Raw genomic sequence first — 13,760 nt, forward strand, 5'->3', positions numbered from 1 at the left:
GTTCCAGTCGGAGCGAGACTTTACGCTTCGATCCGTACTCTGAAGCTTGGCCTAGTAGACGAGGCCGATGCTGCTGACAGCAGCGGCTGCGACGACGAACACGGCGATGGCGACGAGTTCGTAGGCCTTGAAGAGCGGTTTATTCGGTGTACGCATTTACTGTTTCCCCCGTCCCAATTTGGTGCACGTGAACGTGTCCGGCGCAAGGGTGGCGCCACCTCTTTCAGGGTCTTTTCCCGGGCCAGATCAGGTAGCCGATCCGGTCGCGCCCGGCCGAAGCGTAGTTTGGCCCATAGGCTTCCGGCGAAGGGCCGTAACGATCCTCGGTATAGGTCTCGCGCGCGCCATAGCGGTCGTCGCGCGTCTCCACCGCCAAGGGTCCATGGCCGTAACCCCATCGGTCGTAGTCGGACCAGCCGCGATCGGCGGCGCACTCGACACGTTCCCAATGATAAGCGCCGCCCGGGCCCGTAACGCGGCGCGTCTCGCAGCCCCCGGCCGAGGCGTCGGGCGACGGCAGGCGCGGATCGACATGGCCACCGCGCGGCGAGCCCGCGTAGGCGGGGGCGGACGCCAGACTGACGCCAGCAAGGACTAGCACTGAAACGCGACGTACAAAGCTCATGGGCGACTCCTGAATTGTTAACAAAACCTTTCCAAAGCGTCCGTCATCGCCCTTCACCCGACGCGCGAGCTTGCTCATTCGCGGACTTCCCCTCGCGCGCATCGCTCGCTAGCCTGGGGTCAAACAAGCGTTTGAGGTGGCCATGGCGATCGAGGCGGTGATCTGGGATTTCGGCGGTGTCTTCACGACTTCGCCGTTCGAGGCGTTCCGGCGCTACGAGACTGAGCGCGGCTTGCCCAAGGACTTCATCCGCACGGTCAACGCCACCGACCCCGACACCAACGCCTGGGCGCGGTTTGAGCGCGCCGAGATCGACCCGGCCGCCTTCGATGGCCTGTTTCGGGACGAGGCGCTGCGCCTAGGCCAAGATGTGCGCGGCGCCGAGGTGCTGCCCTTGCTCTACGGCGACCTTCGTCCCCGGGTGATGGATGCGTTGAAGGCCTGCAAGGGGCGTTTCAAGGTGGGCTGCATCACCAACAACGTCCCGACCGGCCATGGTCCGGGCATGGCGCAGAGCGCCGAAAAGGCGCTGGCGGTCGGCGAGATCATGGCGCTGTTCGACGCGGTGATCGAAAGCTCGAAGGCCGGCGTCCGCAAACCTGACCCGCGCATCTATCAGATGATGTGCGAATTACTCGGCGTCGCGCCGGAGGCCTGTGTCTATCTCGATGACCTCGGGATCAACTGCAAGCCGGCCGCCGCCCTGGGCATGACCGCGATCAAGGTGTCGTCCGAGGACCAGTTGCTGAGCGACCTTGCGAAGGCGACCGGATTGGCGTTCTGAGGGGGCAAGGCTCTTTCGGAGAATCCCATGTCCCGTCCCAGGATCGGCGCCGCCGCCGCGATCACCCAGCTTGCGGGTTGGAGTATCGCCCCGAACCACAAGGACGCCATCGTCAAGACGTTCAAGTTCGACGACTTCAACCAGGCGTTCGGCTTTATGACCCGCGCTGCGCTGATGGCCGACAAGCTCGACCACCACCCCGAGTGGTTCAACGTCTACAACCGTGTCGAGGTGCTGCTGACTACCCACGATGCTGACGGCGTGACTGATCTGGACGTCACCCTCGCGAAGTTCATGGACAGCGCCGCCTGAAAATTTCAAACTGATGTTTGAATAATCGGGAGGACGCCGAAATGGCGCAGACGACAGGCCGGGTCGCCGGCAAGAAGGCTTTCATCACCGGCGGGGCCCAAGGCTTGGGCGCGGCGGCGGGGCGGATGCTGGCCAAGGAGGGCGCCAAGGTCGCCCTGGCGGATATCAACCTGGCGGGCGCCCAGGCTGTGGCCGACGAGATCAACGCCGCTCATGGCGCCGGAACGGCCTTCGCCTTCGAACTGGACGTCACCCAGGAAGATCAGTGGATCGACGTGCTGGAGAAGGCGACGGCGGCGATGGGCGGCCTTTCGGTTCTGGTCAACAACGCCGGCATCGGCGGCGACGGCCCGATCGAGAGCCTCGACTTCGGGCTCTGGAAGAAGGTCATGTCGGTCAATGTCGACTCGGTCTTCCTAGGCGCCAAGCACGCCCTGACGCACATGCGCGCTCATCAACCTGGGTCGATCATCAACCTGTCCTCGATCGCCGGCCTGATCGCCAATGGCAATTCGCCAGCCTACAACGCCTCCAAGGCGGCGGTCTGGCTGCTGAGCAAGAACATCGCGCTCTACTGCGCCAAGATGAAGCTCGACATCCGTTCGAACTCGATCCACCCAACCTTTATCGACACCCCGATCCTGGACGGCTTCTCGAACCGGTTCGGCAAGGAGGAGGCCTTCGCCAAGCTGGCGCGCCAGGTGCCGATGGGGCGCATCGGCGAGCCGACCGACATCGCCAATGCGGTGCTCTATCTGGCCAGCGACGAAAGCAAGTTCATGACCGGCGCCGAGATCAAGGTCGACGGCGGCATCTCGGCGATGTGACCTTCAAACTGTCATCCCGGCCCAGCGCGCCAGCGCGCCGAGCCGGGACCGCAGGAAGCGCCCGCGCATGCCGTGGTCCCGGGTCGGCCCTTGAAGCCGTCCGGGATGACTGGAGATTTCTTACCGCGGCGCCCTTTTCGCCAGGATCCGTTGCAGGGTGCGGCGGTGCATGTTCAGGCGTCGCGCCGTTTCCGAGACGTTGTGACCGCACATCTCGTAGACGCGCTGGATGTGCTCCCACCGCACGCGGTCGGCGCTCATCGGATTTTCCGGCGGCGCGGGCGCGGCGTCCTTGGCGGCCAGAAGCGCGCGGGCCACGTCATCGGCGTCGGCCGGCTTGGACAGATAGTCGACGACCCCCGCCTTCACCGCCGCCACGGCGGTGGCGATGTTCCCGTAGCCGGTCAGCATGATGACCTTGGCGTCGGCGCGGGCGTCACGCACGGCCTCAACAACCTTCAGACCTGAGCCATCCTCAAGCCGCATGTCCAGGACGGCGTGCGCAGGCGCTTGCGTGCGGAGAATCGTCAAGGCCTCGGCGACGGAGGCGGCGAGGGTCACCTCGAAGCCTCGTTGCTCGAGCGCACGGCCAAGCCGGGTCCGCAACGGCGCGTCATCGTCCAATAGCAGCAGCGACTTGTCCGGCAGGGCCGAAACCAGTTCTCCGATATCCGCCATGAAGTCAGCGCCTCCCCGCGCTAATTCTCAAGCAGTTCTAGTAACAAACCATACTTTCGCGTTTCCGCATCACAACTCAAGCCCCCGTATGACCGGGCGCCTCGAGAGCGGGTCTAGGCCAGCGCGCAGAAACCACTGCGCCGCCGCGACGACCATTGCGAAAGTCCACGGTCGCGCCTGTCCGCTCCAGCAAAGTCTTGGCGATAAAGAAGCCAAGACCCATGCCGATATGACCGGTACGGGAGCCCTCGGCCCCTGGACGAGTCGTGACATAGGGCTCGCCAAGTTTCGCCAGCACCTCCGGCGAGAAGCCGGGCCCATCGTCGCGGGCCTCGATCACGATGTGACGGGCGTCAAAGCGCGCGATGACGATCACTTCGCTACGGGCGAAGTCCACCGCGTTCTCCACGATCGAGGTCATGGCGTGAATGATCTCCGGCCTGCGCCAGATATCCGGCGCCGTGTCGCCGGAGGGGCCGTTGACGACCGCCTCGACGCGGATGCCGTGCACGAGGTGCGGCTCGATCACGTCCTGGACCAGTTGCACGAGGCTCATGCGCTCGTGAACCGCGTCGGTCGCCTCAGGCATTTCGGTCAGGCGCTGCAGGATTTCGCGGCAGCGCGCAGCCTGGCCGATCATCAGCTCCGCGTCTTCGCGCACTTCGTCGTTGGGCGCGTTCCGCGCCATCTCGCGCGCCACTACTGAGATTGTAGCGAGCGGCGTGCCCAGTTCATGAGCGGCGGCGGCGGCCAGGGCGCCGAGCGCCGACAGGCGTTGCTCTCGCGCCAGAACCGTCTCGGTGACGTTCAGGGCCAGCTCCATCCGCGCGGATTCGCTCGCGGCCTGCCAGGCGTAGAGTCCGGTGAAGACGATGCCGACGATCCTCGCGATCACGATGGACCACAGCAGGTTGCTATTGGAGAGATCGGGCAGGGGCCTGCCGTCGACGGTCGGTAGTGGCAGATGGAAGATGGCCAGCAGGATCGACGACAGAATAGCCATGGCCCCGAGCGCCAGGGCGTAGCGCGCCGGCAGGGTGGCCGCCGCCAGGGTGACGGGCGCGATGAGAAGCAGCGAGAACGGGTTCTGAGCGCCGCCGGTCAGATAGAACAGACCGGAAAGCTGCAGGATGTCGAAGGCGATCTGGGCGGTGGCCTCACCATCACGCGCCAGCCTCTGGCCGGTGGACGCCAGGCCCAAAAGGACGTTCAGCCAGGCTGAAAGCGCGATCAGGGTGAAGCACAGCGCCCAGGGCACCTGCAGCTTCAGAATAAGGCCCGCGAAGATGAGGACGGCGGTCTGACCTACGACCCAAGCCCAACGCTGGGCCAGCAGGGTTCGCACCCGCAAGCGGCCTCGGCGAAGACCCGGCGCGGTCCAAGACCAGGCGTCGTCTTGCGCCGGCTCCTCGGCCAGCTTATCGAGCCCCTTGGAACGTTGATCGTCGGGCGCTCTCGCAAACGAAGCGTCAGCCATGACCGCAGGATTGTCCAGAATTGCGCGCGTGGCGAGAGTAAAAGGATGAACCGCCCATGCCACGCCATCGTCTCGTGCTCATTCTGGCCTGCGTCGTCGGACTTGCGGTCGCCGCCGGCCTCGCCTGGAACGTCGGCGTGTTCCGGTCTCAGCCCGCCGTAACGGTCGGAGGCCCGTTCGAACTGGTCGATCAAAATGGCGCGCCAACGACGGAAAAGGCGCTGAAAGGCAAGTGGAGCGCGGTCTTTTTCGGCTTTACCTACTGTCCGGATGTTTGCCCTGGCACGCTGCAGGGTCTGGCGGCCGCGACCGACCAGCTCGGCCCGAAGGCCAAGGACTTCCAGATCGTCTTCATCTCCATCGATCCGGCCCGCGACACCGTGAAGCAGATGAAGGCCTATCTCTCGGCCCCCTACGTCCCTAAGGCCACCATCGGCCTGACTGGAACCCAGGCGCAGGTCGACGCGGCGGCAAAGGCCTACCGCGTCTACTACGCCAAGGTCGGGGACGGGCAGGACTACACCATGGACCACTCGACCGCGATCTACCTGATGGACCCCAAAGGGCGCTTCAAGACGGTGATTCCCTACAATCTGCCGCCTGACGAGATCGCCCGGCGCATCAAGGACGCCATTCGCGAGGGCTGATGGGGCCCGTCTCAGTCCTTGAGCCGGATTTTCTTCTCGATCTGAGCGGCGGCTTTCTCGGCCTTCTTCCGCTGCTCGAAGACGCGCCGCATATGGCGCAGGTCGGTGGGGCTAAGGTGCTGTTCGGCGGCGACGAACTGCTCCTGCTCCTCCTCGCGGATGTGATGCAGGTATTCCGCCTTGAGCCCAGCGAAGCGCTGGAGCCAACCTGACGAGCCCATATCGCGGGCGGCGAGGTCGGCGAGCAGGTCGTCGATCTCCTTGTGTTCGGCGATGGCGTGGCGAGCGAAGTCGGTTGTCTCCGGATCCCGCAGAACGCTGGACCACAACGCCTGCTCCTCTGCGGCGGCGTGCGCCTTGAGCTCGCGCGTCAACTCCTCGAACAGGGCGCGGCGATCATCACTATCGCCTTGGGTTTCCTCGATCATGGCCAAGAGCGCGCGATGGCGGTCATGGTCCTCCACAAGACGTCCGAAGATATCGGGATCGCCGCGGAAGGTGGTCTTGGGCGTGCTGCCGATCCGCGCCGCGAGGTCCGGCGCGATCGCCTTGGCCTTGGCCACGGCGAAGGCCTTGGCTTCGCGCGCCGAAGTTGGCCGGGAGGTCGTCTGGATGGCGTCTCGAGGCATGGCTTTCCCCTTCTGAACGGCTTGGCTTGATCGCCGATGCAGCTACGTCTCGGCGGGCCAAAGGTTCCCGGCCACGGCTTCAAGCCGTTCGCCTTCTCGGCCCGCAGGGCGACGACAACGGGTGACGTTGCGTCGCGGCGCAAAATTTGGCGATCGACTGGACTTTATTAGGCTTCGGCGTGTTATGTTGCGATGCAATATAGCGGATGCGCCATGCTCTACGCCCTGCATGAGGCGGCTTACTACGCCTCCACTCCGATGCGCCAAATGGCGCTAGCGGCTCGGGATTTCTGGGGATCGCCATTGAATCCCGCCGCCGACTCGCCGTTTGGCCGGCGCATGCACGCCGGCGCGGACCTGTTCGCGAACGTCACCCGGCGCTACGGCAAGCCGAAATGGAACATCGACACGGTCAAGATCGGTCAGGTCGACGTCCGCGTCCGTCCGACGGTGGTCTGGGAAAGCCCTTGGGCGCGCCTCGTCCAGTTCGACCGCGACATGGCCGACATGCGCCGGGCGGGCAAGTTCTCGCTGGACCCGGCCGTGCTGATCGTCGCGCCGCTGTCGGGCCACTACGCGACCTTGCTGCGGGGCACGGTCGAGGCTTTCCTGCCCGACCACGCTGTCTTCATCGTCGATTGGGTCAACGCCCGCGAGGTCTCGGTCCTTGAGGGGCGTTTCGACTTCCACGACTACATCGACCACGTCATCCAGATGCTGGAAGTGCTGGGGCCGCGTCCGAACGTGGTGGCCGTCTGCCAGCCCGGCCCGCCGGTCCTGGCCGCCGCCGCCCTGATGGCCGAGCAGAACCATCCTTCGCGTCCGGCCAGCATGACCTTCATGGGTTCGCCGATCGATGCGCGCCTGTCGCCGACCGTGACCAACCAGCTGGCCGAGGAAAAGCCGTTCACCTGGTTCCAGTCGAACATGATCTACACCGTGCCGCCGCCCTATGCGGGCGCGGGCCGGCGCGTCTATCCAGGCTTCGTCCAGCTGGCCAGCTTCATGAGCATGAACGCCGAGCGCCACCAGGAGGCCCATCGCCGCTACTTCAACCATCTGGTCAGCGGTGACGGCGACAGCGCCGACAAGCACCTGGAGTTCTATGACGAGTATCTGTCGGTCCTGGACCTGACCGAAGAGTTCTACCTTCAGACCATCGACATCGTGTTCCAGCAATATCTGCTACCTAAGGGCGAGTTGATGCATCGCGGAACGCGGGTTAAGCCCGAGGTGATCACCGACATCGGCTTGATGACCGTCGAGGGCGAGAACGACGACATTTCCGGCATCGGCCAGACCCAGGCGGCGCATGGCCTGTGCTCGAACATCCCCGAGGACATGAAGCTGGACTATGTCCAGCCCAGCGTCGGCCACTACGGGGTGTTCAACGGGCGCCGGTTCCGCGAGGAAATCTATCCGCGTGTCCGCAAGTTCATTCGGAAGTGCGATCCGAACTTCGGCGAAGAAGTCTAAGGCAGGGTCGCCCTTGCGGCGAACGCACGCGCACGCGATTTAGAGGCGATGTTCGCGCTGACCGCCCAACGTTTTTCCGATGGTGATCGCCTCGAGGTCGGCGGCTGGCCGGTGCGGCTCAAGGTCGACGGTCGGGCGCGCCGGATCTCGCTGCGGGTCGATCGCGCCAAATCCGAGGTCGTCGCGCTGTCGCCCAACCCGCGCCGTCTGAACGAGGCCGTCGCCTTCGCCCAGGAGAAGGCTGGCTGGATCGCCAAGCAACTGGCCGCCCTGCCCGAGCGGATGAGCCTGGCGCCGGGCGGCGTGCTGCTTCTCAACGATGTTCCCTATCGCCTGGAGGTCGGTCCTGGCCGCGCCAAGATCGACGGCGATCGCATCATCGCGCCCGATGACGCCAATTGGGGGTTGAAGGTCATTCGCTTAGCCAAGCGGGAGGCCCTGGCCGTCCTGACCGAACGGACAGCGATCCACGCGGCCGCCTTGGGCCGCCCCATGCCGTCGGTAGCGATTGCTGACCCGAAGGCGCGCTGGGGCTCCTGCCGCCCGGCGACCTCGCGAACGCCGGCGGCGATCCGCTACAGCTGGCGTCTGATCCTCGCGCCAGCGGCCGTCGCGGACTATGTCGCCGCCCACGAATGCGCGCACCTGATCGAGGCCAATCACGGGCCGCGATTCTGGGCGCTGTGCGAGCAGCTGATCGGCGACCCTGCGCCTCATCGCGCCTGGCTCCGCGCTCATGCGGCGGAGTTGCACGCGATCGGCGCCTGACGTGGCCTAGTAAGGCAGCTGATCCGCAGGCGGCGGCTCGCCGGCTGGCGCCTCGGCGGCGGGGCCTTCGGGCGCAAGCGGCGTGTTCATCAGATCGCCGATCGGATCGACAGGCGCGACCGGCGGCGGTTCGATGACCCCGCCGGGGATCGGTGTCGCCTTCAAGCGCGGAAGCGCTGCGGCCATGAACACCCGCCAGACTTCCGCCGGCGCGCCGCCGCCGGTGACGCGCTTCATCGGCGTGGCGTCGTCCTTGCCCGTCCAGACCGCTGTCACGAAGCCGCCCGTGTAGCCGACGAACCAGGCGTCCTTGTAGTCGCTGGTCGTGCCGGTTTTGCCGGCGATGTCGTAGCCGGCGACGCGCGCGCGGGTGCCGGTCCCGGTCGAGACGACCTCACGCATCATCTGGTTCATGTACTGCAGGCTCGGCGAGCCGATGACCGCCGCGCGCGCCTGCTTGTCGACGCTGTGGTCGTACAGAACCTTGCCGCTGGCGGTGCGAATACGTTCGATGCCGTAGCCCTTGGCCAGGAAGCCGCCGTTCGCGAACGGCGCATAGGCCTGGGCCATTTCCATCGGCGAGACTTCCACCGCGCCCAGGGCCATCGACGGGTCGAGCTGGATCTTGCTGGTGATCCCCAGGCGGCGGGCCGTATTGGCGACGTTGCTGGTGCCCACCTCATTGGCCAGGCGCGCGGCGACCGTGTTGATCGACTGCGCCAGGGCGGTCTGCAGCGTGATCGGCCCGAGATACTTGTTGGTGTAGTTCTTCGGCTCCCAATTGCCGATCTTCACCGGTTCGTCGACCACCATCACGTTCGGCGTGCGGCCGGCTTCCATGGCGGTCAGGTAAACGAACGGCTTGAAAGCTGAGCCGGCCTGGCGGCGGGCTGTCGTGGCGCGGTCGAACTGGCTGTCGGTGTAGTCGGCGCCGCCGACATAGGCGCGGATGCGGCCCTCGCCGTCGATCGCCACCAGCGCCGCCTGCTGCACGCCCTGCTTGATATGGCCCTCGACGCCCAGCTTCACGGCGCGCTCGGCGGAGACCTGGATCGGCAGGTCCATCGTGGTTTCGACGACGAGATCCTCGGTGGGTTCGCCCACCAGCGAGCGGACCTGGGCGTCGATATAGTCGGTGAAGTATTGGGCGCGCTGGTTGGCGAGGGTGGCCGACACCTGAACCGGCGTGCGGAAGGCCTCGTCGCGCTCTTCGGCGGTGATCGCCTTGATGCGCACCATCTCGTCCAGAACGATGGTGGCGCGGCGGGCGGCGCGCTCCTTGGCCGATACGGGCGAGTAGCGGGCGGGGCCCTTCATCATACCGGCCAGCAAGGCGGCCTCGCCGATGGTCAACTGTTGGGCGGGCTTGTTGAAATAGCGCTGCGAGGCGGCCTCGATCCCGTAGGCGCCGGCCCCGAAATAGACCCGGTTCATATACAGCGCCAGGATCTGCTTCTTGGAGAACTTCAGCTCCAGCCAAATGGCCAGGATCAGTTCCTGCGCCTTGCGGCGATAGTTCTGGGCCGGGCTCAGGAACAGATTACGGGCCAGCTGCTGCGTGATCGTCGAGCCGCCGCGTTGCGGGCCGTCATGGGTCAGGTTCCAGGCCATCGACCGCACGATGCCCCAGGGGTTGAAACCGAAGTGATGGTAGAACTGCCGGTCCTCGATGGCGATGAAGGCCGCCGGCACATACTTCGGCAGGGCGTCCAGATCGACCGGCGGCGCGTACTGACTGCCGCGCACCGCCAGAAGGGCGCCGGAGCGATCCAGATAGTTGATCGAGGGCTGACGCTTGACGTCATAGAGCTTGGACGTGTCGGGCAGGTCGCTGGCGAACACCGCGAAGAAGGCCACGACAAAGATCAGGCCCCAGACGCCGACGACCGAGCCCCAATAGACCAGGGCCTGCAGCGGTGTGCGCTGCGGCTTCGCCGGCCTGTTCCCGCCGAAGGGTCCGTTCGCCATGATCGTATCGTTCCTACCGCGCAGACGTCTGGATCACGCCCCTTGGGGGCGCGTTCGGTTTAGCCGAAGCCCACAAAACGCGCGACAAGATTGACGAGACATGAACGCGGCGCTTTTCGGGCGCGATCCCCGACACGACGGCGTTTCCCTGGCGGGCCTGAGAGAAACCCTCGGCTTGCGCGCCGTGGGTATGAGGCGTAACGGAACCGCGCCCTGCGAGGTCAGCGGGCGACAGTCTTCAGGAGAGCGCGATGGGTTACCGGGTCGCCGTGGTCGGCGCCACGGGCAATGTGGGCCGCGAGATGTTCAACATCCTCGAGGAAGTCAAATTCCCCGTGGACAAGATGCACGCCATCGCCAGCCGCAAATCCATCGGCGTCGAGGTCTCGTTCGGCAACGAGATCCTCAAGTGTGAGGACCTGGAGCAGTTCGACTTCTCCAAGGTCGATCTCGTGCTGATGAGCGCCGGCGGGTCGATCTCCAAGGCCTGGGGTGAGAAGATCGGCGCGGCCGGTCCGATCGTCATCGACAACTCCAGCCACTTCCGCATGGATCCGGAAGTCCCGCTGGTGGTGCCGGAGGTGAACCCGGAAGCCGTCAACAGCATCCCCAAGAACATCATCGCCAACCCGAACTGCTCGACGGCGCAGCTGGTCGTGGCGCTGAAGCCGCTGCATGACGAGGCCAAGATCAAGCGGGTGGTCGTGTCGACCTACCAGTCGGTTTCCGGCGCGGGCAAGGAGGGCATGGACGAGCTGTGGGACCAGACCAAGGGCGTCTATGTCCTGGGCGCGCCGCCGCCCAAGAAGTTCACCAAGCAGATCGCCTTCAACGTCATCCCCCACATCGACGTCTTCATGGAGGACGGCTTCACCAAGGAAGAGTGGAAGATGGCGGTCGAGACCCAGAAAATCCTGGATCCGGCGATCAAGCTGACCGCCACCTGCGTGCGCGTCCCCGTCATGGTCGGCCACTCGGAGTCGGTGAACGTCGAGTTCGAAACCCCGCTGGACGAGGATGAGGCCCGCGAGATCCTGCGTGAGGCCGACGGCGTCGTCGTGGTCGATAAGCGCGAGGACGGCGGCTACATCACGCCCAAGGAATCGCAGGGCGAGTTCCCGGTCTACATCTCTCGCATCCGCAAGGATCCCACCGTCGAGAACGGTCTGGCGTTCTGGTGCGTCTCCGACAACCTGCGAAAGGGCGCGGCCCTGAACGCGGTGCAGATCGCCCAGCTTCTGCACGACAAAGGCCTGCTGAAGCGCAAGGCTTAAGTTTAGAAACACCGACTTCCCCGGCGAACGCCGGGGCCCAGATGGAAGAGCGCCGAGTCGTCTCTAGGGATTCCGCGCTCTTCCCACCCACCCCAGCGTCATGAGATCTGGATCCCGGCCTTCGCCGGGAAGGTCGGGTGGGGTTCCGATCCGGATTTCCTGGGCGCGGGCCCAGATTTTCCCGAACCACCGCAAGATGTCGGCGGACGGCGGGCTTCCTATTTGCGAGAAGCCTCCCGAAAGGTTCGGTGACATGCCTCCCAGTTCTGCGGCCGAGAGCCGGTCAGCCTATTTCGCCGGCGTCGGCTGCTACCTGCTTTGGGGTTTCCTGCCCCTCTATTTCCACCTGCTGGCCAAGCTGGGCGTCACCTCCTGGGAGATGATCGCTCACCGCTCGCTCTGGTCGGTGCTCTGGGCGCTGGGCCTCGTTTTGATCGCCAAGCAGGCGGGGCAGGTCGCCGAGGTGTTGCGTCAACCGAAGACGCTCGGCGTGCTGGCCTTGTCCACCCTGGCCATCTTCAGCAACTGGACGATCTATGTCTTCGCCGTGAACGCGGGCCACGTGATCGAGGCCAGTCTCGGCTATTACATTAATCCGTTGATGAACATGGCCGCCGGGGCGCTGCTATTCCGCGAGCGGATGTCCACTGAGGGTAAGGTGGCGATCGGCTTCGCCGCCGTGGGCGTGGCGATCCAGACCGTAGCGCTGGGCCACCTGCCGGTCGTCTCGCTCGGTCTGGCGCTCAGCTTCTGTGTCTACGCCATCCTGCGCAAACAGGTGAAAGCCGACGCCCAGACTGGCCTCTTCATCGAGTGCGCCTATCTGGCGCTGCCGGGCCTAGCCTATGTCTGGTTCCTGCAGTCGAGCGGCCAAGGTCATTTCGGTGGCGGGGCCGGGGTGACGGTGCTGCTGGCTCTCGCGGGCCCGGCGACGGTGGTTCCGCTGGCCCTGTTCGCCTGGTCGGCGCGGCGTTTGCCGCTGAGCGCGGTGGGCTTCCTGCAGTTCATCGCGCCGACGATCCAGTTCCTGCTGGGCGTGGCGTTTGGCGAGCCGTTCACCCCGCTGCGGGCGCTGTCGTTCGTGTTCATCTGGCTGGGCGTGGCGACCTTTGCCTACGGGGCGTGGCGCAAATCCCGCGCCCTGGCTCCGGCCTAGAGCGAAGCGTACGCCGCCTCGATCAGGCGCACGGCGCGCGGATCGCCGATCAGCGCGTTGCCCTGCTTGTTCATCACATAGGCGCCGGAGACGCCGCGCGTCGGATCGGCGAAGGCGCACGAGCCGCCCCAGCCCGAGTGGCCGAACGCCTCGGCGGTGGGGCCATAGTAGAAGTTCGGCTCATTGCGCATGAAGCCCGCGCCCCAGCTGATCTCGTAGGGCAGCACAAGGTCGCGGCCGCGAAGGCGCTCGGCGGTGGCGGCCTTGATCCCGGCGGGGGTGATCAGCGAGCGGCCGTCTAGCGACCCGCCGTTGGCCATCGCGCCCATCAGGCGCGCCAGGGCAGGAGCCGTGGCGTGGCCGTTGGCCGAAGGGATCTCGACTCGCCGCCACTCGGCCGCGCCGCGCCCACCGGGCGAGGACCATGGCTTGAAGAAGGCGGCCTCGACCGCCGGGTTGATCTCGCCGAACTGGGGCATGGCCGTCGGGCGCATCAGGTCGGCGACACGGCCGTGTTCGCTGTCGGGCAGGCCGATCCAGAGATCCAGGTCCAGGGGCTGGCAGATGTCCTCGCGCAGGGCCGTGCCCATGGTGCGGCCATCGACACGGCGGAAGATCTCGCCGGCCAGATAGCCGTAGGTCACCGGATGGTAGCCGCTGGCCGAGCCTATGGGGAACAGCGGCGCCATGGCCGCCAGCTTGGCGCAGGTGGCGTCCCAGTCGAACCAGATGGCCGGATCGGTCTCGTCCGGGAAGCCTGACAGGCCGGCCTGGTGCGACAGCGCCTGCTCGACGGTGACCGCTTCCTTGCCGGCTTGCGCGAACTCGGGCCAGACGTCGGCGACGGGCTGATCGTAGGCGAGGCGGCCTTCATCGACCAGACGCGCGATCAGCAGGGCCGCGACGGCCTTGGTGGTCGAGAACAGGGCGGTCAGGGTGTCGCGCCCGAACGGCGTCTCGCGCTTGCGGTCGGCGAAGCCGCCCATCAGGTCGATGACGATTTCGCCCTCGATCGCAAAGGCGAAGCGCGCGCCCAGCTCGCCGCCGTCGGCGAAGTTCTGTTCGAAGACTTCGCGCACCGCTGCGAAGCGGTCGGGGCAGACGCCGGTGATGTCGGTCATGGTCGGGCCTTGCGGGCT

At 65.8% G+C, this 13,760-nt stretch carries 15 protein-coding genes; 8 read left to right on the forward strand and 7 right to left on the reverse strand.

What is annotated here, in order from left to right; genetic code table 11:
- Positions 1-51: 51 nt before the first annotated feature.
- Positions 52-156, reverse strand: a complete 105-nt coding sequence (locus ACT53N_RS06360; protein WP_010918131.1) for a hypothetical protein — start codon at positions 154-156, stop codon at positions 52-54.
- 67 nt (positions 157-223) lie between these two features.
- Complete coding sequence (locus tag ACT53N_RS06365) at positions 224-625, reverse strand: hypothetical protein (protein WP_476063103.1); 402 nt, start codon at positions 623-625, stop codon at positions 224-226.
- Between the two features lie 142 nt (positions 626-767).
- Here ACT53N_RS06365 and ACT53N_RS06370 point away from each other — a divergent pair, with 142 nt between their 5' ends.
- From ACT53N_RS06370 to ACT53N_RS06380, 3 genes are read left to right on the forward strand one after another with little or no spacing between them, the layout of a single operon-like run.
- Positions 768-1,409 carry an HAD-IA family hydrolase gene (locus tag ACT53N_RS06370; protein WP_476063104.1) on the forward strand — a complete coding sequence of 214 codons (642 nt, stop codon included), beginning with the start codon at positions 768-770 and terminating at the stop codon, positions 1,407-1,409.
- Between the two features lie 27 nt (positions 1,410-1,436).
- Positions 1,437-1,721 (forward strand): 4a-hydroxytetrahydrobiopterin dehydratase, encoded by a 285-nt coding sequence (locus ACT53N_RS06375; RefSeq protein ID WP_476063105.1) that lies wholly within the window; start codon positions 1,437-1,439, stop codon positions 1,719-1,721.
- A 41-nt stretch (positions 1,722-1,762) separates the two neighbouring features.
- Positions 1,763-2,548, forward strand: a complete 786-nt coding sequence (locus ACT53N_RS06380) for an SDR family oxidoreductase (RefSeq protein WP_476063106.1) — start codon at positions 1,763-1,765, stop codon at positions 2,546-2,548.
- 120 nt (positions 2,549-2,668) lie between these two features.
- Here ACT53N_RS06380 and spdR read toward each other — a convergent pair whose 3' ends face one another.
- Both spdR and ACT53N_RS06390 read right to left on the reverse strand, forming a co-directional pair.
- Positions 2,669-3,226, reverse strand: coding sequence for a stationary phase response regulator transcription factor SpdR (gene spdR, locus ACT53N_RS06385; protein WP_476063107.1), 558 nt, complete (start codon positions 3,224-3,226; stop codon positions 2,669-2,671).
- 76 nt (positions 3,227-3,302) lie between these two features.
- On the reverse strand, positions 3,303-4,703 hold the full coding sequence (locus tag ACT53N_RS06390) for an ActS/PrrB/RegB family redox-sensitive histidine kinase (protein ID WP_476063108.1): 1,401 nt from the start codon (positions 4,701-4,703) through the stop codon (positions 3,303-3,305).
- A 56-nt stretch (positions 4,704-4,759) separates the two neighbouring features.
- Between ACT53N_RS06390 and ACT53N_RS06395 the strand changes: the two genes are divergently transcribed.
- Complete coding sequence (locus ACT53N_RS06395; protein ID WP_476063109.1) at positions 4,760-5,350, forward strand: SCO family protein; 591 nt, start codon at positions 4,760-4,762, stop codon at positions 5,348-5,350.
- Between the two features lie 11 nt (positions 5,351-5,361).
- On the opposite strand, the gene ACT53N_RS06400 is transcribed toward ACT53N_RS06395, so the two are convergent.
- Entirely contained in the window at positions 5,362-5,979 is a 618-nt protein-coding gene (locus ACT53N_RS06400) for a hemerythrin domain-containing protein (RefSeq protein ID WP_476063110.1), read from the reverse strand.
- Between the two features lie 213 nt (positions 5,980-6,192).
- Between ACT53N_RS06400 and ACT53N_RS06405 the strand changes: the two genes are divergently transcribed.
- Positions 6,193-7,455, forward strand: coding sequence for a polyhydroxyalkanoate depolymerase (locus ACT53N_RS06405; protein ID WP_476063111.1), 1,263 nt, complete (start codon positions 6,193-6,195; stop codon positions 7,453-7,455).
- Between the two features lie 48 nt (positions 7,456-7,503).
- Entirely contained in the window at positions 7,504-8,223 is a 720-nt protein-coding gene (locus ACT53N_RS06410; RefSeq protein WP_476063112.1) for a M48 family metallopeptidase, read from the forward strand.
- A 6-nt stretch (positions 8,224-8,229) separates the two neighbouring features.
- Here the strand turns inward: ACT53N_RS06410 and ACT53N_RS06415 are convergent, their stop codons facing one another.
- Positions 8,230-10,191 (reverse strand): penicillin-binding protein 1A, encoded by a 1,962-nt coding sequence (locus tag ACT53N_RS06415; RefSeq protein ID WP_476063113.1) that lies wholly within the window; start codon positions 10,189-10,191, stop codon positions 8,230-8,232.
- A gap of 251 nt (positions 10,192-10,442) precedes the next feature.
- On the opposite strand from ACT53N_RS06415, the gene ACT53N_RS06420 reads away from it, so the two are divergent.
- Both ACT53N_RS06420 and rarD read left to right on the forward strand, forming a co-directional pair.
- Positions 10,443-11,465 (forward strand): aspartate-semialdehyde dehydrogenase, encoded by a 1,023-nt coding sequence (locus tag ACT53N_RS06420; RefSeq protein WP_476063114.1) that lies wholly within the window; start codon positions 10,443-10,445, stop codon positions 11,463-11,465.
- A gap of 253 nt (positions 11,466-11,718) precedes the next feature.
- Positions 11,719-12,621 carry an EamA family transporter RarD gene (gene rarD, locus ACT53N_RS06425; protein ID WP_476063115.1) on the forward strand — a complete coding sequence of 301 codons (903 nt, stop codon included), beginning with the start codon at positions 11,719-11,721 and terminating at the stop codon, positions 12,619-12,621.
- Here rarD and ACT53N_RS06430 read toward each other — a convergent pair.
- Positions 12,618-13,742 carry a serine hydrolase domain-containing protein gene (locus ACT53N_RS06430; protein WP_476063116.1) on the reverse strand — a complete coding sequence of 375 codons (1,125 nt, stop codon included), beginning with the start codon at positions 13,740-13,742 and terminating at the stop codon, positions 12,618-12,620. The two genes, rarD and ACT53N_RS06430, sit on opposite strands and share 4 nt — an antisense overlap.
- Positions 13,743-13,760 lie beyond the last annotated feature (18 nt).

This window comes from Caulobacter sp. DMC95 (genome assembly GCF_056313785.1).

What these genes read in the sequence shown, in the direction of transcription:
- ACT53N_RS06360 (WP_010918131.1), bottom strand. Translation starts at nt 156, where the DNA reads ATGCGTACACCGAATAAACCGCTCTTCAAGGCCTACGAACTCGTCGCC.
- ACT53N_RS06365 (WP_476063103.1), bottom strand. Translation starts at nt 625, where the DNA reads ATGAGCTTTGTACGTCGCGTTTCAGTGCTAGTCCTTGCTGGCGTCAGT.
- ACT53N_RS06370 (WP_476063104.1), top strand. Translation starts at nt 768, where the DNA reads ATGGCGATCGAGGCGGTGATCTGGGATTTCGGCGGTGTCTTCACGACT.
- ACT53N_RS06375 (WP_476063105.1), top strand. Translation starts at nt 1,437, where the DNA reads ATGTCCCGTCCCAGGATCGGCGCCGCCGCCGCGATCACCCAGCTTGCG.
- ACT53N_RS06380 (WP_476063106.1), top strand. Translation starts at nt 1,763, where the DNA reads ATGGCGCAGACGACAGGCCGGGTCGCCGGCAAGAAGGCTTTCATCACC.
- spdR (WP_476063107.1), bottom strand. Translation starts at nt 3,226, where the DNA reads ATGGCGGATATCGGAGAACTGGTTTCGGCCCTGCCGGACAAGTCGCTG.
- ACT53N_RS06390 (WP_476063108.1), bottom strand. Translation starts at nt 4,703, where the DNA reads ATGGCTGACGCTTCGTTTGCGAGAGCGCCCGACGATCAACGTTCCAAG.
- ACT53N_RS06395 (WP_476063109.1), top strand. Translation starts at nt 4,760, where the DNA reads ATGCCACGCCATCGTCTCGTGCTCATTCTGGCCTGCGTCGTCGGACTT.
- ACT53N_RS06400 (WP_476063110.1), bottom strand. Translation starts at nt 5,979, where the DNA reads ATGCCTCGAGACGCCATCCAGACGACCTCCCGGCCAACTTCGGCGCGC.
- ACT53N_RS06405 (WP_476063111.1), top strand. Translation starts at nt 6,193, where the DNA reads ATGCTCTACGCCCTGCATGAGGCGGCTTACTACGCCTCCACTCCGATG.
- ACT53N_RS06410 (WP_476063112.1), top strand. Translation starts at nt 7,504, where the DNA reads ATGTTCGCGCTGACCGCCCAACGTTTTTCCGATGGTGATCGCCTCGAG.
- ACT53N_RS06415 (WP_476063113.1), bottom strand. Translation starts at nt 10,191, where the DNA reads ATGGCGAACGGACCCTTCGGCGGGAACAGGCCGGCGAAGCCGCAGCGC.
- ACT53N_RS06420 (WP_476063114.1), top strand. Translation starts at nt 10,443, where the DNA reads ATGGGTTACCGGGTCGCCGTGGTCGGCGCCACGGGCAATGTGGGCCGC.
- rarD (WP_476063115.1), top strand. Translation starts at nt 11,719, where the DNA reads ATGCCTCCCAGTTCTGCGGCCGAGAGCCGGTCAGCCTATTTCGCCGGC.
- ACT53N_RS06430 (WP_476063116.1), bottom strand. Translation starts at nt 13,742, where the DNA reads ATGACCGACATCACCGGCGTCTGCCCCGACCGCTTCGCAGCGGTGCGC.